The sequence below is a fragment of the Microbacterium gorillae genome (assembly GCF_050990725.1).
GTDB classification, from domain to species: domain Bacteria; phylum Actinomycetota; class Actinomycetes; order Actinomycetales; family Microbacteriaceae; genus Microbacterium; species Microbacterium gorillae_A.
Genome location: NZ_CP158844.1, coordinates 1,875,040 through 1,895,951 on the forward strand (window position 1 = coordinate 1,875,040; position 20,912 = coordinate 1,895,951).

Below are 20,912 nucleotides of genomic sequence, written 5' to 3' on the forward strand. Positions count from 1 at the left end.
GGTTCAGCCTATGCGCGCCCGTCATCGGGGTGAGCCGGGGGCCGGGCTGTATCGCGGAGGCGCCGGTAGATTCCGGCCGGTTCGCGCATGAGGGTCGCGTGCGTTCCCTGTTCGACGATGCGACCATGCTCCAGCACCACGATCGTGTCCGCCTGCTCGGCCTGGGCGAAACGATGGGCGACGATCACCGCGGTGCGATCGCGGACGACAGCCGCGATCGCCACATCGAGCGCGTGTCCCGCACCGCCGTGCGCACTGGGCTCATCCAGCACCACGACCAGCGGGTCCGCGAGCAGGACACGGGCGAGCGCTAGCTGTTGGAGTCGCGCATCGTCCAGCTCAGATGTGAGCATCGTCGCCAGACCGTGCGGCAGATCATCCAGCCAGGACGCACCGACGGTGGCGAGCGCCTGGCGCAGAGCATCGTCCGTTGCATCGGGGGCGGCCAGGCGCAGATTCTCGGCGATCGAACCGCCGAATCGGTGCAGCTCCTGCGTGGCGAGCACGGCGCTGCGTCGCCGCTCATCGCCCGCGTGTCGGGCGGGAACACCGCCGAGGCGGACCGAGCCGATCGTCGGGTCGCACACCCCGGCGATGAGTCGGGCGAGAGTGGACTTGCCGGACCCGGAGGCGCCGACCAGGAGCGTCGTGCTGCCCTCGGCCAGCGTGAGCTCCACGGCGTCGAGTGCCGCGGCGCCGCCCGCCGCATAGGAGAACGACGCCCCGCGAATCGTGATGGAGCCTCCCTGCGGCAGCTGTCGTTCGGGGGCAGGCTTCGTCATCTGGAGCACACCGACGAGGCGGCCGAGCCCCGCGCCACCGCGTTGCAGGTCGTCGATGCCCGAGAGCAGCGCGCCGATCGGGTCGAACAGGCGATGAAAGAACAGCGTGGCGGCCGTCACGGCGCCCGCCGTGAGATCCTGCGTGACCGCAAGCCAGCAGCCCACCGCCAAGACCGCGGACAGCCCGAGATACTCGGCGAGATTCAGGCCCACGAAGAACGCGTTGCGTGCGCGACCGGCGCCTCGACCGGTCTCGATGGCGCGATGGCTGCGGTGCGCGATCCGGGCGAGGTGTCGGCGGTGCGCCAGATGAGCGGCGACCGTCTCGGCACCGCGCACCGCTTCGATCACCGCCTGGTTTCGCTCCGCTTCCTCGCGCCGCAGCCGTCGGTAGAGTGGACGTGACCGACGCAGGAATCGCGCGGTCGTGATCGCCTGGATCGGCACCGCGATCAGTGCAGCAGCCGCGAGGCGGAGATCCAGCGCCGCAAGCCCCACCATCGTGAGCGCGATCGTGAACAGCGCGCGCAGGAACTGCGGCACGACGTCGGACACGGCGGCGGTGATCGCCTCGACGTCGCTGGTGACGCGGGAGAGCACATCCGAAGCACCGGCGTCCTCGACGATCCCGGCGTCGATGCGCAGGGCGGCGGAGAGGACATCCTCGCGCAGTTCGGCGAGCGCGCTCTGCAGCACGGACACGAGCAGCGAGCCACCGAAGCGCATCAGCAGCGCCGAAGCGAGCCCGGCGGCGGCGATCAGTGCTCCCCACAGCGCGAGGTGTCCCAGGCTGGCAGCGGCGATGACGGCGTCGACCACGGCGCCGAGCGCTGCCGGAATCACCAGCGCCGCTGCGGAGCCCGCGAGGAGCAGCACGACCGCCCCTGCGAATGCGAGCCGCCGTGGTCGGAGCACGCGAGCGATCTCCCGCCAGCTCTGGGAGGCGTCGGCAATGCGTAGCGTCGTGGAGTGGGTCATGATGTCGTTGATCCGCCTCGTTGCATGGACAGGACCCCGGGTGCGGGCGCCGGAAGCACCTGAGCGCAGGCCGCAAGAAGCAGCGGGCTGGATGTGACCACGACCACAGTCCGACCCAGATCGCGCATCCGGACAGCCACCTGTTGCTCAGTGACGGGGTCCAGTGCCGTCGTCGGCTCGTCCAAGACGACGACGGTGGCGGGTTCATGAAGTGCGCGTGCCAGGAGGACGCGCTGTCGCTCGCCACCGGAGAGACGCAGTCCCGCCTCGCCGATCGGAGCGTCGGGGGAGCCGAGGCGACGGAGCAAGTCGTGGAGCGCCGCCGCATGAACGATGTCATCGTCCCAGCGCGACGGATCATCGACGATGTTCTCGCGCAGCGTGCCGGTGAACAGTGCGGCGTCATGCGGTGGGGCGAGGACGAGTCGCCGATAGCGCTCCACCGCCAGGAGTCGCACGTCGACACCGCCGAGGAAGAGCTCATCCGCTCCCACGGGCGTTCGCAATCCGAAGCGGGCTGCGACGGCTCGCGCCGTCCGCGCGTCCGGGACCGCGATGCCCACGAGCTCCCCTTCGGTAACGGTGACGATTCCCTCCGCTGTGCGCCAGGACAGCGTTGCCGCGTCGGGGCTCACGCCGCGGGACGCGACGACAGATCGACCGACAGCGCACGGCCCGGGTTGATCGGCGGTCCGGAACGGGGCCGTGGCGAGCGCGTGGACACGTACCGCCGAGGCGCGTTTGTGCGACCAGTTGGCTGCGAACGTGCCGATGTGGGCGAGGGAACCCTGCAGGAACTGCGCGAGCGCCACGACCGTCACGAGCTCACCGACCGTGATCACGCCGCGGACGGCCAGCACGGCGGCCACGATGGCGAGCGCCGTCAGAAAGAGCACCGACAGTGCGGAGCTCAGCGCCTGGTACGTCAGCAGGCGCCTCGCCGCGGCCACGGCCGCCCGCAGAGACTGACGAGATGCCGACCGATAGCGCCGCACCATCTCATCTTCCGCGCCGAGCCCTCGCACGATCCGCTGACCGAGCACCGCATCCGTGGCGACAGCACTGGCCGCCGCGACAGCAGTCTGCTCGGCCAATCCCAGGGAGAGGAGCGGGCCGGCGAGCCAACGCATGCCCACCAGGAGCGCGACGGCACCGATCAGCACTCCGATCCCCAGCGGAACCGAGATCAGCATCAGCGCCGTACTTGCCGTGAGCAGCGCCGCCAGCGTGGCTGCCTGCTGCGCGATGCTCCATGACAGACCCGCCAGTCGGTAGGTGTCGCTGGTGGCCGTGGAGACGGCTGCGCCCACTGGGGTGCCCGATCGCGCGCCTCGCGGGTGCAGGATCCGCTCCACCACGAGGTGGCGCAGCTTCTGCTCACCGTGTCCGTAGGTGCGGACCATCCCGAGCGCTGCCCACTGGTAACTCAGCGACATCACCACGAACACCGCGCCCAACACCGCCAGCCAGAACGCCAGGGCGCCTGGGTCGCGGGGAACGATCGCGCGATCGATCACGACGCCGAGGAGGATGGGGACCGACACCTCACCGACCTGATGGAGCATCATCCCCGCTGTGCTCGCGGCCAGACGCCAGCCGCGCCCTTCGTGCCACAGCGCTGCGCGAGTGATCCCGCCGACGCTGGGGGAGGGCGCAGCGGCGTCAGCCGTCACAGCCCGACGTTCTCGTAGAGCTTCTCCACCTCATCGTCGATCTCCTCGGGATCCCGTCCGTCGGCCGAGCGGATCTCCCGCACCCGGGCCGCGAACTCCGCACCGAGCTCGTCATAGCGCGCACGCCACGCCTCCGCACGCTCCTGCCAGTACGCCACGCACTTGTAGTTCTCCGCGGGGAGGCGCCGCTCATGGCGGAGGTGGCGACGCGCGGCGCGGTTGACGCGCCCCTCCGTCGCCACCCACACGTAGGTGTCGTCGCCGGGGGCGAGGCGCTCCAGCTCGGCGACCAGCCGGCTGTCCGCGTGGCCGTTTCCCGATCCCTCGAGCCACACGTACTCCACCCCCTCGACCTCGGCGGTGAGCCGGTGAGCGGGGCTTCGAACCTCCAACACCAGCACCGTCGCCACGTCGGCAGCGGTAGCCTCCGCGATGCGCAGCGCGGCAGGCAGGCCCGGCTCATCGGCCACGAGGACCTGCCGCCGAAGGTGCGCGGGTCGGTCGTACAGTCCGCACGGCGGGTTGATTCCCACCGCGCGACCGGGGCACGCCTGTTCGGCCCATGCGGCCGCGATCCCGCCGTCGTGCACCACGAAGTCCACCACGACCTCCCCGGGGCGATGCGCGCGAATCGTGTACACGCGCATCTCGGACGCCTCGACGCCCTCCGGATACTCCCATCCGCGCAACGAGGTGATGCGCGGCAGGCGCACCTCCTGATCGGGCTCGTCGGGGAAGAACATGCGCACGTACTCGTCGCCGATCCCCGTGGTGGGATAGTCGCGGAGGTCATCCCCACCGAAGCGGATGCGGATGATGCCGTGGTTCGGGCGCTGCACCGTGAGCACCTCTGCACGGTGGATGCGCGGCACGTAGTCGGCCGGGAACGGGGACTCGGCGGGGGTGGCCATGATGTGTTCCTCTCGGAGTCGGACGGGATCGCAGCGGAGCGCGGATCAGAAGTCGTCGAAGTCCTCGACGGCGGAGACGATGCGCTCCACGAAGCTCGTGTACGTGAGTGCGAAGCCGAATCGCTCGGCGAGGTTTCCGTTGATCCAGTGCCCGCTCGCGACCGCCGGGACGCGCGCCAGCAGCGGGTCGAGGTCGGCATCAGCCTCGGCCTTGAACACGAACAGGATGTCGGCGTCGCTCAGGGCGCTCACCGCGCTCTCGAAGCTCAGCACGTGCCCGTTGCCGTTCTGCGTCGCCGGTGCGGAGCTGATCTCCTCGTTGTCGAGGATGGTCAGACCGAGCGCCGGCAGCACGACCTCGAACACCGAGTCGTCGGAGATGACCGTGAAGTTGTCCTCCGGTGCGTGGATGACCGAGGCCACCTTGCCGGCCGTGTAGGCGCCGATCTTCTCGCTCGCGTCCGCGACGGCGCTCTCGTAGTCGGCGATCGCCGCGCTCGCCTTGTCGGCACGACCGAGCAGCGTCAACTGGTCGGTCATCGCCACGAACGGGTCATCGACGGAGGCACCGGCCACGTCGATGCCGTCGTTGACCGCCAGGACGGGAGCGATCTCGTCGAGCTTGAAGTCCTCGCCGTCGTAGTAGTTCCACCACCCGACACCCACCACGATGAGATCGGGCTGGTAGGACGCGACCTCCTCGCGGTTCAGATCGAACGCGGTGTTCTTCAGATGCGCGGCGCTGTCGTCGACCAAGGGAGAGAGGGGACTGTCCTTGCCGTATGCCGTCGCGACGATCGGGTAATCCGCGAGCAGCGCCATCTCCAGTCCGCTGCGGCTGTCCAGCACGACCACGCGCTGCGGGTCCGCGGGGATCGTGGCGGTGTAGCCCTCGTAGGAGAAGTCGATGGTCTCCGAGCTCGTCGATGCGGCGGAGGAGGCGGGCTCGACGGCGGAGCTGGTGGAGCATCCCGCCAGCAGTGCAGCCGAGGCGACGAGCGCTGCGGCCGCGAGAGCAGCGCGACGGAGGAGAGAGGGAGAGGAGGACATGCGATTCCTTGCAGGGCGCTCGGGCGCCGGGTCGAGGGGGGAGGAGGCGGGCCGGTGGCCCATGATCCACGCTAGAAAGCGGCGATGCTGCGTGGGGGACGAGCCGCGTCGCGTTCGGGACATCGGAGGACGCAGACGGGTGCGGACATCAGCGCTCGCGGCCGAGGGGCACCACCATCGGCGTCGCGGTCACGGGGTCGTCGATGATGCGACACCGGAGGCCGAAGACCTCCTCCACCAGCTCCGCCGTGACGATATCCGAGGGATCGCCCTGGGCGACGATGCTGCCGTCCTTCATCGCGATCAGGTGCGTGGCGTATCGGGCCGCGTGATTCAGATCGTGGAGCACCGCCACCAGGGTGCTGCCGCCGCGGTGCAGATCCGTGAACAGCTCCATCAGCTCGATCTGGTGGGCGATGTCGAGGAATGTGGTCGGCTCATCGAGCAGCAGCAGGGGCGTCTCCTGGGCGAGCACCATCGCGACCCAGACCCGCTGCCGCTGACCGCCGGAGAGCTCGTCCACGAGCCGCGTGGAGAGGTTGGTGACGCCGGTGGCGGCCATCGCGGTCAGGACGGCGGCTTCATCGACGTCGGTCCACTGCCGGAGCAGACCCTGGTGCGGATAGCGTCCGCGCGAGACCAGATCGGCCACGGTGATCCCGTCCGGCGCGAGCGAGGTCTGCGGCAGGAGTCCGAGCCGTCGGGCCACGTCCTTGGCCCGATACGAGGCGATCTCCCGCCCGTCGAGGAGGATCCGGCCGTCGAGCGGACGCAGCAGTCGCGACAGCGCGCGCAGCAGAGTCGATTTCCCGCACGCGTTCGGCCCGACGATCACGGTGAAGGAACGGTCGGGGATCGTGACGGACAGGTCCTCGGCGATCACCCGCCGGTCGTAGCCGATGCGCGCGTGTTCTACGGCCAGGCGAGTGCTGGCCGCGCCGGTGCGGTCGGTGAGTGTCATGACTTCTCCTGACAGGGGGACGGAACGGAGCCGGATCAGCGGGACGAGAGGCGCCGCGCTTCGTGGACGAGCAACCAGACGAGGTACGCGCCGCCGAGCACCACGGTGATCGTGCCGACCGGGAGCATGGCGGGCAGAGCGTGCATGGCGAGGTAGTCGGATGCAGCGAGAAGCAGGGATCCGAGCATGGCCGACGCGCCCACAGAGACCCCGGCGCTGCGGGTGAGGCGGCGGGCGATCTGGGGTGCTGCCAGGGCGACGAAGGAGATCGGGCCCGCCGCGGCCGTCACGACGGCGATGAGCGCGACGGACAGGAGCATCAGTCCGAGACGGGCCGGCTCAACGCGGACGCCGAGCGCTTTCGCCGTGTCGTCGCCGAGCTCGAGTTGGCGAAGCGGCCGGGTCATGCCGAGCGTGACCACCAGCAGGGCGGCGGCCAGCACCGATCCCACGCCGGTCTGCTGCCAGGTGATGCCGTTCAGCGAACCGGTGCCCCAGACGGCCGCGACGAGCGCGGTGTCGAGATCGGCCGTCAGCATCAGCCAGGTGTTCACGGAGCTCAGCATCGCCGACACCCCGATCCCCACGATGATGAGCCGGAATCCCTGGACTCCGCGCCGGAAGGCGAGGAGGTACACCAGCGCCGCGGTCGCCACTCCGCCGGCGAACGCTCCTGCGGCGACCTGAAGATAAGTGCCATGCACGACGATCATGACGATGAGCGCGCCCGTGTACGCCCCGGCGGAGAAGCCCACCACGTCGGGACTCGCCAGCGGATTGCGTGTGAGCGACTGGAAGACCGCACCGCTGGCACCCAGTGCCGCGCCGAAGACGACGGCGGCGAGTGCCCGCGGCATCCGCCACTCGATGACGACCGTTCGGGCGAAGTCGTCGGCGGCGCCGAACAACGCGTCCGTGACCTGAGCGAGGGTGAGCGGGTAGTCGCCGCTCACGAGCGCCGCCAGCGTGGTCGCGATGGTGGCGGCGCCGAGTGCCGTGCCAACGAGGAGGGCGCGCAGATCCATCTGCAACCACACGCCACGGATACGCCAGCGGAGTACGCGGCGGCGGCCGCCACCGCGACGCGCGCTCACTGCGGCGGTCACAGCCCGCTCGCCCGTCGTCGGCGGATCAGGGCGATGAGCACGGGTGCTCCGACGAATGCGGTGACGATGCCCACCGGAATCTCGGCCGGGCGCATCACGAGCCGGCCGGCGATGTCGGCGACCAGCAGCAGGATGGGAGCGAGCACGATCGTGATCGCGAGGATCCAGCGCTGATCCGGCCCCACGATCCACCGTGCGACGTGCGGGATCATCAGCCCGACGAAGCCGATGGGACCCGCGATCGCGGTGGCTCCGCCAGCCAGCAGCGTGACGGCGATCACCACCAGGATCCGTGTGCGGAGGACGCTTGCGCCGAGAGCAGTGGCGAGGTCGTCGCCGAGTGCAATGGAGTTGAGCGGTCGGGCCACGATCATCGCGATGAGCAGGCCGGCCACGAGGAACGGAAGCACCGGGAGCACCACGTCGAAGCTGCGCCCCACCACGGTTCCCGCACCCCACCCCCGCATCTTGTCGAAGGCGTCGGGGTTCACCAGGGTCATGGCGCTCGTGAGGCCGCCGAGCACGGCGCCGATCGCCACGCCGGCAAGCACGAGCCGCAGTGGGTCCGCACCACCGCGACCCGCGGAGCCGATCACGTAGACCCCGACCGCCACCGCCAGCGATCCGGCGAACGCGAACCAGACGTAACCGGAGATGGAGCTGATGCCGAAAACGCCCACGCCGAGCGCGACGGCGAACGACGCACCCGCGTTGGCGCCGAGGATGCCCGGATCGGCGAGAGGATTCCGGGTCAGGGCCTGGATCAGCGCCCCTGCCACGCCCAAGGCGACGCCGACGACGAGGCCGACGAGCGTGCGCGGCAGACGCAGATCCCAGATCACGTAGTGCTCATCCTGGTCGGCGGGGGAGATGAGCGCCTCCCATACCGTCGCGATCGGGATGCTGCGCGATCCCACCGAGATGCTGATCAGGACGACCGCGCCGAGGGCACCCAGCGCAACCAGCAGGATCGATGCGCGGGTGAGAGCGCTCCGCCGGGGTCGGGGCATCGATGGAGCGGATGCCGTCGCCGGCGGGACCGGCGCGAGCGGGGAGGGTGCGGTCAACGGGTCATCCTCATGTAGTGGTGCGGGCGCGTCAGTCCGCGCCCTCTTCGAGGCTAGGAAGGCGGCGATCTGCGCGGGGGACATCTCGTGTCCCGTTTCGGACACGGCCACGCCTGCGGTGATGCTCCTCGTGGATGTCCAGCGTTGAGGAGCCAGGGTCGGTAGGCGACTGCAAAGATACGGAGTCAGTCGGACGCTGAATCAGACCCGAACGAGGCCATACCAGTCTCACCGTCCGATGGTGGCGATCAGAGCTGGTCGATGACGTCGCCGGGCGTGTAGCCGACGGTGCGATGGAATGCGGCGACGAACGCGCTCGTTGAGCCGTATCCGACCCGACGAGCCACGCTCTTCACACTCGTCCCGTCCGCGAGCTGCGCCACGGCGGCCCGCATGCGCACGAGGCGACGCCAGCGCGCGAAGCTCATCGCGACCTCCGCGGTGAACGTCCGCGTGAGCGTGCGTGAGGTCATGTTCAGCAGGGACGCCCACTGCTCCAGTGAGCGGTCATCGGCGGGATCGGTGAGCACGGCGTCGACGAGTGGGGCGAGGCGCGCATCGCGGGGTACCGGAACATCCAGCTGTACGGTGTCGGCGGTCTGCAGCAGGTCCATGCACACCTGCTGAGCGCGGAGGCGCTGCTCGATGGTCATGCGGGCGGTGCGCAGGTGAATGAGGAGTTGACGCACCGCCGGATTCAGGCTCACGGCGACCGGACGAGGCCAGGAGCGCGTCCACGAATCGAGGGCGAAGTAGGTCGTGCGCACCGCAGCGTTGTCTCCGACGAAGCCCTCGTGCGCCGTGCCGGCGGGGATCCACAGGCCGACTCCTGGTGTCACCGTCCACCGACGGCCGCCAGCGGACATCGTTACGATTCCCCGGTCGCTCCACACCAGCTCGTGTTCGGTGTGAGTGTGCAGCGGCCAGAATTCCGCCTCATTCGAGGGACGCGTACTCGTGGTGAGCAGGTACGGGCGACGCACTTCGGTGGCGACGTGTTCGACGACCTCCCGCGTGATCGAGGCGGGTGGGGCGGGGGCGAGCAACGTCAACGCGAGACCTCCGAATCGGGTTAGGCAACCCTTACCTTATCAACATCTGATGAACATCGTCGCCTGGCCGGCGGTGGAGAGATGACGCTGCATGACTCGCGGTGTCCGCAGATGAAAGGGAAGCCTGCGCGCGCGGTGGTTCAGGCGCTGTACTGGAGCCCTGCCACCGATCCACCCTCTGAGGAGTCCGACATGACCCGCACCACCCACGCCGCCCCTGCGCTGCTCGACCACATCGTCATCGCCGGCCCCGACCTGAACGAGGTGATCGCCTGGTTCGCAGAGCGCACCGGAGTGACGGCTGCCCCGGGCGGTGCCCACCCGACCGGCACGGCGAACGCCCTGGTCGCGCTCACCGTCGACGGCGAGCGCGTTCCGCACTACATCGAGCTGATCGGTCCGAACCCGGAGGTGGAGCACGAGGCGCCCGTGACGACCTTCGGCATCGATGGCCTCGACGCGCCGCGGATCGTCACCTATGCCGTCCACCCGGAGAACATCGAGGCGACCGTCGCTGAGTCGCGCGAGCGCGGCTACGACCCGGGCGATGTCTGGGACCTGTCGCGTCGTCGCCCGGATGGTGTCCTTCTGGAGTGGCGGCTGACGCGCGGCAGTGGAAACTTCGGGGTGCCTTTCCTCATCGACTGGGGCACGACGCCGCAGCCCGGACTGAGCGACATCCCGACCCTCGAGCTCGTGAGCTTCGAGCGCGTGGTCACCGATGACGCCGAGCTGTCTCAGGTGCACGAGGCTCTCGGTCTTGGCGAGGATGCGCTGGTGCCGCTGGTATCCGGCGACGCCGACGCCTACCGGCTCACCGTTCGCAACGCACAGGGTGACGAGGTCGTGCTGTGACGCTGCACGACAGCGACGTACTGGTCGAGCAGGACGAAGAGGTCTCGGACGCGGTGGAGAATGACGCTGCGGAGCCCGCGGCACCCGTGATCAGCACGTCGGAACGTACCCTCCAGGCAGCGCTCGACTGGCACCTGCGATCCGCACGGCCCGTCGAGGCGGTCACCGTCGTCGAGCAGTCCACGCACGACGGCGCGGGTGCAGATGCGGTCGCGGAAGTCTCGCGTCGGGTCGACGAACTGGACCCGGAGCTGCAGCAGCTCGCAATCGAGCTGCATGACGATCCGGAGATCGGGTTCAGCGAGCGTCGCTCGGTCGCGCGCATCGCCGACGTGCTGCGCCGCCACGGGATCACCGCGGAGATCGGTGCGTTCGGCCTGCCGACCGCGTTCCGTGCCTCGGCCGGCCCCGCGGATGGTCCGCACTTCGCCCTCATCGCGGAGTACGACGCTCTGCCCGGCGTCGGACACGCCTGCGGGCACAACATCATCGCCGGTGCTGCGGTCGGTGCTTTCCTCGCCGCGGCGCCGATCGCGGAGCGCCTCGGTGCACGGCTCTCGCTGATCGGCACTCCGGCCGAGGAGAACGGCGGTGGCAAGGAGCTCATCCTGCGTGCCGGCGGATTCGACGACGTCGATGCCGCCGGAATGGTGCACCCGGGTGCCGGCTCTGCCGTGTCGCCCGTCCTGGCACCGCGGACGACCGGAGTCCGTCGTGTCGCGGTCACCTACCGCGGTCGCGCGGCACACGCGGCAGCGTCACCGTGGTTGGGTCGCAACGCCCTGGACGCCGTCGTGACGGCGTACCAGAGCGTCGCGCAGCTGCGTCAGCACATCCTGCCCATCGACAGGGTGCACGGCATCATCACCGACGGAGGAGCGGTCCCCAACGTGGTGCCCGAGCAGGCCAGTGCGCTGTTCTACGTGCGCTCGGCCGAGATCGAGACCCTCCGTGCTCTGACCGATCGCGTGGTCGATGCGCTGCGAGGAGCGGCACTCGCGACAGGAACCGTTGCGGAGATCGACGTGGACCCCGTGCCCCCGTATCTGCCGCTGCAGCACAACCACGAGCTCACCCGCCGGTGGGTGCAGGCCGTGCGTGACCGCGGTCGCGCCGTTCCGACTTCCCCCGTGGTGCAGGGCCAGGGTGGCGCCTCCACCGACATGGGGAACGTGAGCCACTATGTGCCCTCCCTGCATCCCTCGATCGGACTCGGAGGACCCGACGACGTGCACCCGCACAACGCCGCGTTCGCCGCGCACACGATACAGCCAGCCTCGTTCGCGGCTCTCTCTGACGCTGCCGTGGCGCTCGCGGTGACCGCCGTGGACTTCCTCGCCGACCCGGAGCTGCGCGCCGAGGTCGCGGCGGAGTTCGCGGCTAACGGCGGCCGATTCCGCTGGACGGACAGCGCGGACGAGTGACGCCGTCGGTGTCAGGACTTGTAGCCGTACATCCGCTCATCTGCGCGGCGGATGAGAGCATCCAGGTCATCGTCGGCTGATCGCTCCGCGATGCCGTAGCTGAACGGGACCGGTGACGTGCGGTGCACGCGAGCCATGATGCTCCGGGCAGTGTGCGCGTCGGTCCCGCTCAGCAGGAGGATGAACTCGTCGCCGCCGACGCGTCCGACGAGGTCCGTGTCGCGAACGGCGGAGCCGAGGTGATGCGCGAGCTCCTGTAGCGCGGTGTCACCAGCATGATGTCCGTCCGCGTCGTTCACGGCCTTCAACCTGTCTGCATCGACGAGGACTACCGTGAGTGGCTCACCGCGCCTGTGCGCGCGACGCACCTCGTCGAGGCCCGCACGGCGCAGACCCCGACGATTGAGCACGCCGGTGAGTGGGTCGCCGTCAGAGCGGCGCCGGTAGTAGGTCGAACCACGCATGCCGAGCACCAGGCAGAGTACGGAGAAGATCGTGAACTCGGCGACACCGATCGGTGTGAGTGATCCACCGGCCGCTGGCAGGCCGCGCAGCGTCGCCGCAGCGATGATGGCCACCACGACGGGGTACACGCTCAGCCGAGCGAACCACGACGGATAGAACCAGCCGAGGTACAGCGCGATGATCGGAAACTCGCGCAGACACAGCAGCGTGTGGGCGGTGTCCGTGCCGAAGACGGCGAACAGCGCCAACATGACCCCCGGCGTCAGCGCTCCGATCGCACCGAGCCAGGCGGGCAGGCGCTCACGGAGGGTGACCGCGGCGATCACCACCGCAGCTCCGAGCACGACGCGTGCGGCGGTGTAGATGAGGATGTCGGGCGTCGGCTGCGGCTGCTCGAACATGATGTGCGCGAGTGCGGTCAGAACCAGGGCGCCCGCGAGGGCACCGGTCGCGAAGGCATAGGCTCGTTCGTCGCCGTTGAGGCGCGCGCGCAGCGAACGGCTCGCGCGGTCGACAGCGCCCGATCGGTCATCCGCCATCTCTTCCTCCTTCGCGGGCTTCCCTCGCCGCCTCCGAATGGCCGGTACGTGGTGTTCATCAGAGAGACAGCGTCGAGCGCACTTTATGACGCGAATTCCGGACACAGATGGGGGAACTCGCACTGCTGTGGGATGTGTCTCATGCACGTCGGGCAATAGAGTGAGCACGGCCAGCGAGATGGGAGGTGCACGTGGCGGTCGTGTTCCAGCCCATCGTGGACCTGAGGGACTGCACCCTCGTTGGCTTCGAAGCACTCTCTCGCTTCGCCGACGGACGTCCCCCCGAGCAACACCTCTCAGACGCGCGGGAGCGTGACCGGCTCGTAGACCTCGAACTCGCGCTGCTCTCGGACATTCGCCGCGAGGCCGGGAACCTCCCTGATGGAACCCTGGTGACGTGCAACGCCTCGGGATCCACGTTCGACGCGCTGGAGCGAAACGGCGAGGGGTTCGACCCCCGCCTGCGGTGGGGACTTGAACTCAGCGAGATGTCGGCGCCCGCCGCCTGCACAGCGGCCCGCCGCATCAGTGCCGCGCTCGGCTGTCTCCTTCTTCTGGACGACGCCGGCACCGCTCACTCTACGGTGGAGCGCATCAGCGAGCTCCGCCCCGACATCGTGAAGTTGGACCGGGCCATCGTGGCTCGGCACCGGGACGATGCGAACATCCGGGCGCTCGCCGCTCGTCTCTGCGACGCCGCCCGAGTCGTGGGCGCCCGTGTGCTGGTCGAGGGAATCGAGACGGCAGAGCACGTGACCGTGGCGCACGCTCTCGGTGCCGACTATGCACAGGGGTACCTGTTCGGGCGTCCGGCACCGATCGAACACGTGGGCTGACCAGGGGGAGGCGGGCGCCTCCAGATGATATTCACAGGGCGGAGCACCCGATTCGCCATCGGGGCGTCGTCTAATAGAAGATGCAGGAGTGACGTGGATGTCGGTGGACCCGCGTCCACCGACCACGGTGCACGGATGAAGCAGCGGTGGTCCCGATCCACCTCCTCTCATTCGTTCCCCGTGCGCGTCGGGTATCAGACGAGGGGAGAACTGCTGTGCCCGGGGAAAGAATGGTGCGCAGGTCCGGACTGACAGGCACGCGACGCCTGGCGGGCGTGGTTGTGATCGCGATCACCGTGCTCGCCGCCGCACTGCTGCTCGTCGTGATCACTCTCACCCTGCCGCGGCCCGTGTGGAACCCACGCGAGGGCAGCCTGCTGGGGCTCCAGTTCCGCTACGACGCCGAGGGGCCGACCATCGGCGTGCTGATCGGGGCTGTGCTCTTCGCCAGTGCCGCCGCGGCCGCCGTGGTACTCTACGAGTTGCACGTCACGCGCCGGTCTCGTCGCACGCCTCCCGATGTCGAGGCGCGCCCGCTCGCTCCGCGGCGCATCATGGCGGCCACGCGCGGTGTGTTCGACGGCGAGGTGACGATCACCGCGCTGATTCCCGCCCATAACGAGGCCGACAACCTTCCGGCCACCCTCGCCTCTCTGCGGGCGCAGACCCATCCGCCCGAGCGGATCATCGTCGTCGCCGACAACTGCACCGACGCCACCGTTGCGCTCGCCCGCGCCGCGGGCGTCGAGGTGATCGAGACCGTCGGCAACACCCGCAAGAAGGCAGGGGCGCTGAATCAGGCACTGGCTCAGCTCCTCCCGCAGCTCGGCAACAACGACGGCGTCCTTGTGATGGACGCCGACACACGCTTCGCCACCACCCGGTTCCTGCGGGCGGTGCGCCGCCGGATGACCGCGGACCGCGCGCTGATGGCGGTCGGCGGACTCTTCCTCGGCGAGAGCGGACATGGACTCCTCGGACAGTTCCAGCGCAACGAGTTCACGCGGTACTCCCGCGAGATCCGTCGCCGCCGAGGCAAAGTGTTCGTGTTGACGGGCACCGCCAGCGTGTTCCGCGCACCCGCGTTGCGTGCCGTCGCCGAAGCCCGGGGCGTACTGATTCCTGGCAACGCCGGTGAGGTCTACGACACCGTCGCGCTCACCGAGGACAACGAGATCACCATCGCGATCAAGAGCCTGGGCGGGCTGATCATCTCGCCCGCCGAGTGCGTGGTGGTGACCGAGCTGATGCCGACATGGCGGATGCTGTGGAAGCAGCGGCTGCGCTGGCAGCGTGGCGCGCTGGAGAACCTGGGGGAGTACGGACTCACTCCCACCACGGTGCGCTACTGGTCGCAGCAGATCGGGATCGGATACTCCGTGATCGCGCTGACCTCGTACTTCGTGTTGATCGTCACGATGCTGCTCTCGCTGGACCAGTGGGTGTGGTTCACATTCTGGATCGCGATCGGCCTGGTGTTCATGATCGAACGCGTGGTCACGGTGTGGAGCGGCGGCTGGCGCGCGCGTCTTCTCGCGGCGCTCGTGATCCCCGAGCTGGTGTACGACTTCTTCTGCGACGTGGTCTTCGTCAAGGGCGTCATCGATATGGCCTTCGGACGCGAGGCCACGTGGTCGCATCTGCAGCAGCCCGCCGCGCGTGCGAACGTGGCGGTGCAGGCATGAGCGCGCTGGCGGTGGCGGGAATCGTGCAGGCGGGAATCGTGCTGCCCGAAGGCGTGCTGAACAGCGCTTGGTTCGCGGTGCTCGCGGGCTTCGTCGCCGTCAACACCGTGGTGTACGTCTGTTTGGCGATCTTCAAGATGCTGCCGCCACCGCGGTGGCGCTGGCGCGGACGGTCGCGACGGTCAGAGACGCGGAGCATCCATCCGGACGGTCCTGTCTAGCCCCCGTCACCGGCATCTCCTAGCGTGTTCGCATCCGTCGCGCCACCCCGGTGATCCGGGAGGCACGACCTGCCTACGGTGCCGTCATGACTGAACAAACGACCGTCCTTGTCCTCAACTGCACGCTGAAGCCCGCGCCCGCTGAGTCGAGCACGGGAGCGCTGGCCGGGCTCGTCGCTGGTGCGCTCGCCGACCTCGGGTGCACCGTCGATACGGTGCGGGTCGTCGACCACAGCGTCCAGGCCGGCGTCGAACGGGACATGGGGCCCGGAGACGGGTGGCCGTCGCTGCTGCAGCAGGTGCTGGCGGCAGGCATCGTGGTGTTCGCCACTCCGACGTGGGTGGGTCAGCACTCCAGCGTCGCCCAGCGGGTGATCGAGCGACTCGACGCCGAACTGTCGCAGACAGACGAACGGGGTCGGCCCAGCCTGTACGACCGGGTCGCGATCCCCGTGGTGGTCGGCAACGAGGACGGAGCACATCACATCGTCGGCATCCTCGCACAGACCCTGGGCGACCTCGGGTTCACCGTCGCCGCGCAGACCGGGGTGTACTGGAACGGCGAAGCGATGGGCAAGACCGACTTCATCGCGCTGGACAGCGTTCCCGACATCGTGCGCTCCACCGCACAGACGGCCGCCGTCAATGCCGCCCATCTCGCGCGGTTGCTGCGGGCGCACCCGTACCCCGCTCCCACCCGGTGAAGCCGGGGCGGATGCTGACCCATGACAGCATCCGCCCCCGTGTTCCGTGTTCGCTCCGTCAGATCGGTGTGCCCTCGGGGCGCTGCGGATCCCGGAAGTCGAACTCCGGATCCGTCAGCGGCGCCACCTCCGGATCCTCCTCGGGGGCCGGTGCTCGTTCGGGTTCGGTCGGCGGGGCGATATCCGGATCGCGCTCGGGTACCTGCTCCGGTTCGGGAGCGGGGACACGCAGCGGATCGCTCGCTGCGGCACCGTCGGTCGTGTCCGTGTCCGTGTCCGTGCCCGGCTCGCCATGCAGTCCGTCGTCCGTGCCCGGCAGCTGATCGTCCGTGTCGGCCTCAGGCACCGCTCTTCGGTCGGTCCGGGAAGGGTGGACGTTTGGAGGCAGCAGCCCTTCGTCGTAGATCTCGCTCATGATTTCTCCTTCCGTTCCTCCGAGGTTCGGCGGATCGGGCACGATCGACCACCGGGTTGACAGTCGTCGCAATCGTGCTTTCTACTGTCCGAGCACCACGGAGAAGATGCCGAAGGCACCTGCTGCGCACATGATGACGGCGGTGGTCCAGCCGAGGATGCGCGCCAGCCAGCCGTTGCGGTGCGCGCCCATGAGCTTTCGGTTGCCGGTGATCAGCATCAGCACGATGATGAAGGGACCGGCTGCGATGCCGTTGATGGTGGCGGACAGCACGAGGAGCCCGATCGGATCCACGCCGATGATCGAGAGCGCCACCGCGGTGGTGAGGCCCACCAGCAGCAGCGCGTAGAACGTCCGGGCCTGGTGGGGCTTGCGATCCAGGCTCCAGGGGCGGCCGAGCAGCGCTGCGAAGCCCGCGGCACCGGAGGCGGCGAGGACCAGCACGGCGAGCATGCCGGACCCGATGAATCCGATCGCGAACAGAGCGAATGCGAAATCTCCCGCGATCGGCTGCAGTGCTTTCGCCGCTGCCTCAGCGGAATCGACCTTCTGGTGATGCACGCCCAGCGTCGCCGCCGACGACACGACGATGGCGAACATGATCGCCACGGAGAACAGCATCCCGACGATCACATCGAACCGGCCCAGCCAGAGGTTCCGGCGTGCCTGGGCGGGTGATTCATCATCGAGGGTCAGGGGTTTCGCACGTCCGTTCGTTCCCCGCTGCCGAGTTCGCGCGTCCGAGCGCAGCATCTCCTCGCGCTCCTCCGTCTGCCAGAAGAACATGTACGGGCTGATCGTGGTTCCAAGGACGGCGACCACCAGCCCCAGATACTGCGGTTCCCACTCGAACCCGCGGCCGAGGAGTCCGCTCAGCACGTCGCCCCAGTCGACCGACGCGAACACGACGACGCCCACGTAGGCGAACAGCACCAGGCACAACCACTTGAAGATCCGCGAGATCCACGCGAACGAACCACGCACCACGACGAAGCCGATCACCACTCCGGCGATCAGCGACCATAGGGGCGCGGGTCCCGCGTGCAGCAGGCTCATGCCCTCGCCGATCGCCACGAGATCGGCCGCCGCGTTCACGCTGTTGGCAACCAGCAACGCGGCCAGCAGAACGGTGATCCACGTGCGGGCGCCGCGCTGAAAACGACGACGGATCAGCGCACCGAAGGAGTCGCCGGTGGCCAGGGTCATTCGCTCGCACGCCTCTTGCACGACGATCATGAGGGGTAGCGTGAGAGGAACTGTCCAGAGCAGTCCGGTGCCGTACAGCGCCCCGGACTGAGCGTAGGTGGCGATCCCGGATGGGTCGTCGTCCGCGGCTCCGGTCACGATGCCGGGACCCACCGCCCGCAGGGCGCGGCGGACGCCGCCGCTGTCTTCGCCGCTCCCTGCGGGCTGCTCGTCACCCTCCGTTGTCGGAGAGTGCTCGTCGTGGTGTCGGCCGCTCAATCGTCCTGAACCTCCCAGCGGCCGCTCCACTCCGGATGATCGCGATCGCTGTAGTCCGGGCGGGCGGGCTGCGGCGGCTGATCGGACAGTTCGCCGCCGATGCGACCGCCGAACGGTCGGCCGTGGTCGGCGAACTCGTCGCGCATGAAGACGAACCGCCAAGGCCCCGCCGTGAAACGCGCTCCCGTGCGGAGCACCTCGCTGCGCTCGCCCGGAGGTGAACCCGCCACGTCGCTCCCGGCCGCGGCGGGATTGGCGTTCATCTCGCCCTCGCCGTGCAGCACAAGAACGTACTCGTCGCGATCATCATGGGTGATCGTGGCGTGCAGTGCGTCGATGCCGGGAAGAACCAGCTGACAGCCGGTCGCGGCTCCGATTCGCACCTCGTCCTCGGTGAGCGGGAAGCTGAACCTCTCGACCTCGTCCGTGACCAGCAGGTGCGGGTCACCTGCCCCCCAGGTGGAGTGCGTGGTGGTTGGTGCGGGGCCTGCGTCGGCGTTCGCCGGCATCTCCCGCATGCCCGTGTAGGGGACGTGGGTCTGCTCCGGCTCTTCGGGAACAGCGGTGGCGGGATCCGGTCGCGTCACGCCGGTGGGATCCTCCATTGCTCCTCCCTCGCCGTGCTCAGGCGTGCTGACGCTCATGCCCGCCCTCCCCGATCTCCTCCACGAGCTTGGCGTTGAACGCGGGCAGGTCATCCGGTGTCCGGCTGGAGACCAGCCCCTGATCGACGACGACCTCCTCGTCCACCCAGTCCGCACCCGCGTTACGAAGGTCGGTCTGCAGGCTCGGATAGCTCGTCATCCGACGCCCGTCCACCACACCTGCTTCGACAAGCAGCCACGCGCCGTGACAGATCACGCCTGCCGGTTTGTGTTCCGCGAACATGTCGCGCGCGAACGCGACCGCTTCGCTGTCCATCCGGAGATGATCGGCGTTCACGACGCCGCCCGGCAGCACCAGTGCGTCGAACGAATCGGCGCTCACCTGACCGAGGACGTGATCCACGGGCTGTTCGTGGCCGTTCTTACCCGTGATCGTGCCCGCAGCGGGCGCGAGCATGGCGGGGCTGGCCCCCGCGGCGGTCACCGCGTCCCACGGACCGGTGAGTTCGCTGTCCTCGAAACCGTCCGTCGCGATGAACGCGATGCGCTTTCCCTGAAGCTTCGACATGACTTCTCCTTTCGTTGGACTCGTCATCCCTCCACGGTGCCGAAGGAGAGTGAAGCGGCGTAGGGGATGGCACCGCGGCCGAGGATGTGCTAACCGGTGCGCTGCGCTTGGTCGGACGCCGCGCTCGCCGATGCGCCAGGATGGAACCCGGCGGCGCCGGCCGTCACAGGCGAGCGCGGAGGAAGAATGACCACCGAACAGCACAGGGAGATTCCGCGGCCGACCGCCGCGCAGCTGCGCTGGCAGCGAGCCGGTACCGGCGTCTTCTTCCACTTCGGGATCAACACTTTCGCAGACCGCGAGTGGAGCGACGGCACGCTGCCGGCCGAACTGTTCGCGCCGACGGACCTCGATGTCGATCAGTGGTTGGACGCGGCCGAGCTCGCCGGAGCCCGGTACGTCGTGCTCACCGCTAAACACCACGACGGCTTCTGCCTGTGGCCCACCGCGACCACCGCGTATTCGGTGGCCTCCTCTTCCTGGCGCGATGGAGCCGGCGACGTGGTCCGCGAACTCGCGGACGCATGCCGTGAGCGTGGAATGGGATTCGGGCTGTATCTCTCGCCCTGGGATCGGCACGCACCCGAGTACGCCGATCCGGATCTCTATGACAACCTCTACGCCGCCCAGCTGACGGAGCTGCTCACGGGGTACGGCGACCTCGTGGAGGTGTGGTTCGACGGAGCCGGATCGGAGGGGCGCACCTACGACTGGCCGCGGTTCATGCGGCTGGTGGCGAAACACCAGCCGGAAGCCATGGTCTTCAACATGGGCGCCCCGACCATCCGCTGGGTGGGTAACGAAGACGGTCTCGCGACGGACCCGGTCGACTATGTGGCCGACGCCGTCCCGCTGAGCCAGTACGTCGTGGGCGAGGCGGCGCTCCCGGTGCCACGCTATCTGCCGCCTGAATGCGACGTGTCCATCCGGCGCGGTTGGTTCTGGCACGCGGATGAAAGCCCCAAATCGGTGCCGCATCTCCTCGCGATTCACCAGGGTTCGGTGGAACTCGGCGCCAACCTGCTGCTGAACCTGCCGCCGGATCGCAGCGGTCGCATCGATGCCGCGGATGTCGCGCGTCTCACCGAGTACCAGGCCGAACTGGATCTTCGGTTCGGGCACCCGGTCTCCGCCCGGCTTCACGCTCAGGACGACGGAGTGTGGGAGGCGCAGATCCCCGACGAGATCATCGCGGGTCATATCGAGCTGCAGGAACGGCTCGATGATGGGCAGCGGGTCCGAGAGCACCGCGTCGAGTCCGCGGGGGCGGTGCTGGCCGAGGGTCACACGATCGGTGTGCGGCGCATCCACCGGCTGCCGGACGGCGATGCACGCACGTTCACGGTGACGCTCACCGGCGGTGGCGAACTCGAGGCGGTATTCGTGCACCCAGCGGCGGACACGCGGTATGAGCCGCTGCTGCCGCCGGACTACGCGGCGTCGACAGACGCCCCCGATCGCTGACGGCGGGAGAGGGCATCATCCCGGTATTACCGATAATCGATTACACTCGGAGTGTTCGCTAGCGATTGTCGATTGCAGTTATAGGAT

20 protein-coding genes are annotated in these 20,912 nt (G+C 68.8%); 7 read left to right on the top strand and 13 right to left on the bottom strand.

Annotation, left to right across the window (positions count from 1 at the left end; all coding sequences use genetic code 11):
* Positions 1 to 8: 8 nt before the first annotated feature.
* The 8 genes from ABTV68_RS08310 to ABTV68_RS08345 all read right to left on the bottom strand — a co-directional run bounded on the left by ABTV68_RS08310 (position 9) and on the right by ABTV68_RS08345 (position 9,580).
* The gene (locus ABTV68_RS08310) at positions 9 to 1,760 is read right to left on the bottom strand and encodes an ABC transporter ATP-binding protein (RefSeq protein ID WP_433677161.1); all 1,752 of its coding nucleotides are present in this window, start codon (positions 1,758 to 1,760) and stop codon (positions 9 to 11) included.
* Positions 1,757 to 3,433 carry an ABC transporter transmembrane domain-containing protein gene (locus tag ABTV68_RS08315; protein WP_433677162.1) on the bottom strand — a complete coding sequence of 559 codons (1,677 nt, stop codon included), beginning with the start codon at positions 3,431 to 3,433 and terminating at the stop codon, positions 1,757 to 1,759. The genes ABTV68_RS08310 and ABTV68_RS08315 overlap by 4 nt, the downstream gene beginning before the upstream one ends.
* The gene (locus tag ABTV68_RS08320; RefSeq protein WP_433677164.1) at positions 3,430 to 4,344 is read right to left on the bottom strand and encodes an SIP domain-containing protein; all 915 of its coding nucleotides are present in this window, start codon (positions 4,342 to 4,344) and stop codon (positions 3,430 to 3,432) included. The genes ABTV68_RS08315 and ABTV68_RS08320 overlap by 4 nt, the downstream gene beginning before the upstream one ends.
* 45 nt (positions 4,345 to 4,389) lie before the next feature.
* Positions 4,390 to 5,394 (bottom strand): ABC transporter substrate-binding protein, encoded by a 1,005-nt coding sequence (locus ABTV68_RS08325; protein WP_433677165.1) that lies wholly within the window; start codon positions 5,392 to 5,394, stop codon positions 4,390 to 4,392.
* Between the two features lie 148 nt (positions 5,395 to 5,542).
* Positions 5,543 to 6,355: an ABC transporter ATP-binding protein gene (locus ABTV68_RS08330; protein WP_433677166.1), complete on the bottom strand. Its 813-nt coding sequence runs from the start codon at positions 6,353 to 6,355 to the stop codon at positions 5,543 to 5,545.
* A 35-nt stretch (positions 6,356 to 6,390) separates the two neighbouring features.
* Positions 6,391 to 7,461: a FecCD family ABC transporter permease gene (locus tag ABTV68_RS08335; RefSeq protein WP_433677167.1), complete on the bottom strand. Its 1,071-nt coding sequence runs from the start codon at positions 7,459 to 7,461 to the stop codon at positions 6,391 to 6,393.
* On the bottom strand, positions 7,458 to 8,471 hold the full coding sequence (locus ABTV68_RS08340) for an iron chelate uptake ABC transporter family permease subunit (protein WP_433677576.1): 1,014 nt from the start codon (positions 8,469 to 8,471) through the stop codon (positions 7,458 to 7,460). Before ABTV68_RS08340 ends, ABTV68_RS08335 begins: the two co-directional genes overlap by 4 nt.
* Positions 8,472 to 8,776: 305 nt before the next feature.
* Positions 8,777 to 9,580 (bottom strand): helix-turn-helix domain-containing protein, encoded by an 804-nt coding sequence (locus ABTV68_RS08345; RefSeq protein WP_433677169.1) that lies wholly within the window; start codon positions 9,578 to 9,580, stop codon positions 8,777 to 8,779.
* Between the two features lie 192 nt (positions 9,581 to 9,772).
* Between ABTV68_RS08345 and ABTV68_RS08350 the strand changes: the two genes are divergently transcribed.
* Together ABTV68_RS08350 and ABTV68_RS08355 are read left to right on the top strand one after the other, a co-directional pair.
* Positions 9,773 to 10,435, top strand: coding sequence for a VOC family protein (locus ABTV68_RS08350; protein WP_433677171.1), 663 nt, complete (start codon positions 9,773 to 9,775; stop codon positions 10,433 to 10,435).
* The gene (locus tag ABTV68_RS08355) at positions 10,432 to 11,859 is read left to right on the top strand and encodes an amidohydrolase (RefSeq protein WP_433677172.1); all 1,428 of its coding nucleotides are present in this window, start codon (positions 10,432 to 10,434) and stop codon (positions 11,857 to 11,859) included. Before ABTV68_RS08350 ends, ABTV68_RS08355 begins: the two co-directional genes overlap by 4 nt.
* A gap of 11 nt (positions 11,860 to 11,870) precedes the next feature.
* On the opposite strand, the gene ABTV68_RS08360 is transcribed toward ABTV68_RS08355, so the two are convergent.
* Positions 11,871 to 12,863, bottom strand: coding sequence for a diguanylate cyclase (locus ABTV68_RS08360; RefSeq protein ID WP_433677174.1), 993 nt, complete (start codon positions 12,861 to 12,863; stop codon positions 11,871 to 11,873).
* Positions 12,864 to 13,054: 191 nt separating this feature from the next.
* Between ABTV68_RS08360 and ABTV68_RS08365 the strand changes: the two genes are divergently transcribed.
* The 4 genes from ABTV68_RS08365 to ABTV68_RS08380 all read left to right on the top strand — a co-directional run bounded on the left by ABTV68_RS08365 (position 13,055) and on the right by ABTV68_RS08380 (position 16,309).
* Positions 13,055 to 13,699, top strand: coding sequence for an EAL domain-containing protein (locus tag ABTV68_RS08365; protein ID WP_433677175.1), 645 nt, complete (start codon positions 13,055 to 13,057; stop codon positions 13,697 to 13,699).
* A gap of 230 nt (positions 13,700 to 13,929) precedes the next feature.
* A complete protein-coding gene (locus tag ABTV68_RS08370; protein ID WP_433677177.1) occupies positions 13,930 to 15,384 on the top strand; it encodes a glycosyltransferase family 2 protein in 1,455 nt (484 codons plus the stop codon).
* Positions 15,381 to 15,605, top strand: coding sequence for a hypothetical protein (locus ABTV68_RS08375; RefSeq protein WP_433677179.1), 225 nt, complete (start codon positions 15,381 to 15,383; stop codon positions 15,603 to 15,605). The genes ABTV68_RS08370 and ABTV68_RS08375 overlap by 4 nt, the downstream gene beginning before the upstream one ends.
* A gap of 86 nt (positions 15,606 to 15,691) precedes the next feature.
* Positions 15,692 to 16,309 (top strand): flavodoxin family protein, encoded by a 618-nt coding sequence (locus ABTV68_RS08380; RefSeq protein WP_433677180.1) that lies wholly within the window; start codon positions 15,692 to 15,694, stop codon positions 16,307 to 16,309.
* A gap of 58 nt (positions 16,310 to 16,367) precedes the next feature.
* On the opposite strand, the gene ABTV68_RS08385 is transcribed toward ABTV68_RS08380, so the two are convergent.
* The 4 genes from ABTV68_RS08385 to ABTV68_RS08400 all read right to left on the bottom strand — a co-directional run bounded on the left by ABTV68_RS08385 (position 16,368) and on the right by ABTV68_RS08400 (position 19,361).
* A complete protein-coding gene (locus ABTV68_RS08385) occupies positions 16,368 to 16,724 on the bottom strand; it encodes a hypothetical protein (protein WP_433677182.1) in 357 nt (118 codons plus the stop codon).
* An 81-nt stretch (positions 16,725 to 16,805) separates the two neighbouring features.
* On the bottom strand, positions 16,806 to 18,188 hold the full coding sequence (locus tag ABTV68_RS08390; protein ID WP_433677183.1) for an Nramp family divalent metal transporter: 1,383 nt from the start codon (positions 18,186 to 18,188) through the stop codon (positions 16,806 to 16,808).
* The gene (locus ABTV68_RS08395; RefSeq protein WP_433677185.1) at positions 18,185 to 18,832 is read right to left on the bottom strand and encodes an FHA domain-containing protein; all 648 of its coding nucleotides are present in this window, start codon (positions 18,830 to 18,832) and stop codon (positions 18,185 to 18,187) included. Before ABTV68_RS08395 ends, ABTV68_RS08390 begins: the two co-directional genes overlap by 4 nt.
* Positions 18,813 to 19,361 carry a type 1 glutamine amidotransferase domain-containing protein gene (locus ABTV68_RS08400; RefSeq protein WP_433677187.1) on the bottom strand — a complete coding sequence of 183 codons (549 nt, stop codon included), beginning with the start codon at positions 19,359 to 19,361 and terminating at the stop codon, positions 18,813 to 18,815. The genes ABTV68_RS08395 and ABTV68_RS08400 overlap by 20 nt, the downstream gene beginning before the upstream one ends.
* A gap of 186 nt (positions 19,362 to 19,547) precedes the next feature.
* Between ABTV68_RS08400 and ABTV68_RS08405 the strand changes: the two genes are divergently transcribed.
* Positions 19,548 to 20,825, top strand: a complete 1,278-nt coding sequence (locus ABTV68_RS08405; RefSeq protein ID WP_433677189.1) for an alpha-L-fucosidase — start codon at positions 19,548 to 19,550, stop codon at positions 20,823 to 20,825.
* Positions 20,826 to 20,912: the final 87 nt, after the last annotated feature.

Excerpts from the sequence above, each read along its gene's own strand:
- ABTV68_RS08405 (WP_433677189.1), top strand. The coding sequence starts at position 19,548 with ATGACCACCGAACAGCACAGGGAGATTCCGCGGCCGACCGCCGCGCAG.
- ABTV68_RS08340 (WP_433677576.1), bottom strand. The coding sequence starts at position 8,471 with ATGCCCCGACCCCGGCGGAGCGCTCTCACCCGCGCATCGATCCTGCTG.
- ABTV68_RS08325 (WP_433677165.1), bottom strand. The coding sequence starts at position 5,394 with ATGTCCTCCTCTCCCTCTCTCCTCCGTCGCGCTGCTCTCGCGGCCGCA.
- ABTV68_RS08350 (WP_433677171.1), top strand. The coding sequence starts at position 9,773 with ATGACCCGCACCACCCACGCCGCCCCTGCGCTGCTCGACCACATCGTC.
- ABTV68_RS08320 (WP_433677164.1), bottom strand. The coding sequence starts at position 4,344 with ATGGCCACCCCCGCCGAGTCCCCGTTCCCGGCCGACTACGTGCCGCGC.
- ABTV68_RS08395 (WP_433677185.1), bottom strand. The coding sequence starts at position 18,832 with ATGAGCGTCAGCACGCCTGAGCACGGCGAGGGAGGAGCAATGGAGGAT.
- ABTV68_RS08360 (WP_433677174.1), bottom strand. The coding sequence starts at position 12,863 with ATGGCGGATGACCGATCGGGCGCTGTCGACCGCGCGAGCCGTTCGCTG.
- ABTV68_RS08330 (WP_433677166.1), bottom strand. The coding sequence starts at position 6,355 with ATGACACTCACCGACCGCACCGGCGCGGCCAGCACTCGCCTGGCCGTA.
- ABTV68_RS08400 (WP_433677187.1), bottom strand. The coding sequence starts at position 19,361 with ATGTCGAAGCTTCAGGGAAAGCGCATCGCGTTCATCGCGACGGACGGT.
- ABTV68_RS08310 (WP_433677161.1), bottom strand. The coding sequence starts at position 1,760 with ATGACCCACTCCACGACGCTACGCATTGCCGACGCCTCCCAGAGCTGG.
- ABTV68_RS08380 (WP_433677180.1), top strand. The coding sequence starts at position 15,692 with ATGACTGAACAAACGACCGTCCTTGTCCTCAACTGCACGCTGAAGCCC.
- ABTV68_RS08375 (WP_433677179.1), top strand. The coding sequence starts at position 15,381 with ATGAGCGCGCTGGCGGTGGCGGGAATCGTGCAGGCGGGAATCGTGCTG.
- ABTV68_RS08385 (WP_433677182.1), bottom strand. The coding sequence starts at position 16,724 with ATGAGCGAGATCTACGACGAAGGGCTGCTGCCTCCAAACGTCCACCCT.
- ABTV68_RS08370 (WP_433677177.1), top strand. The coding sequence starts at position 13,930 with ATGGTGCGCAGGTCCGGACTGACAGGCACGCGACGCCTGGCGGGCGTG.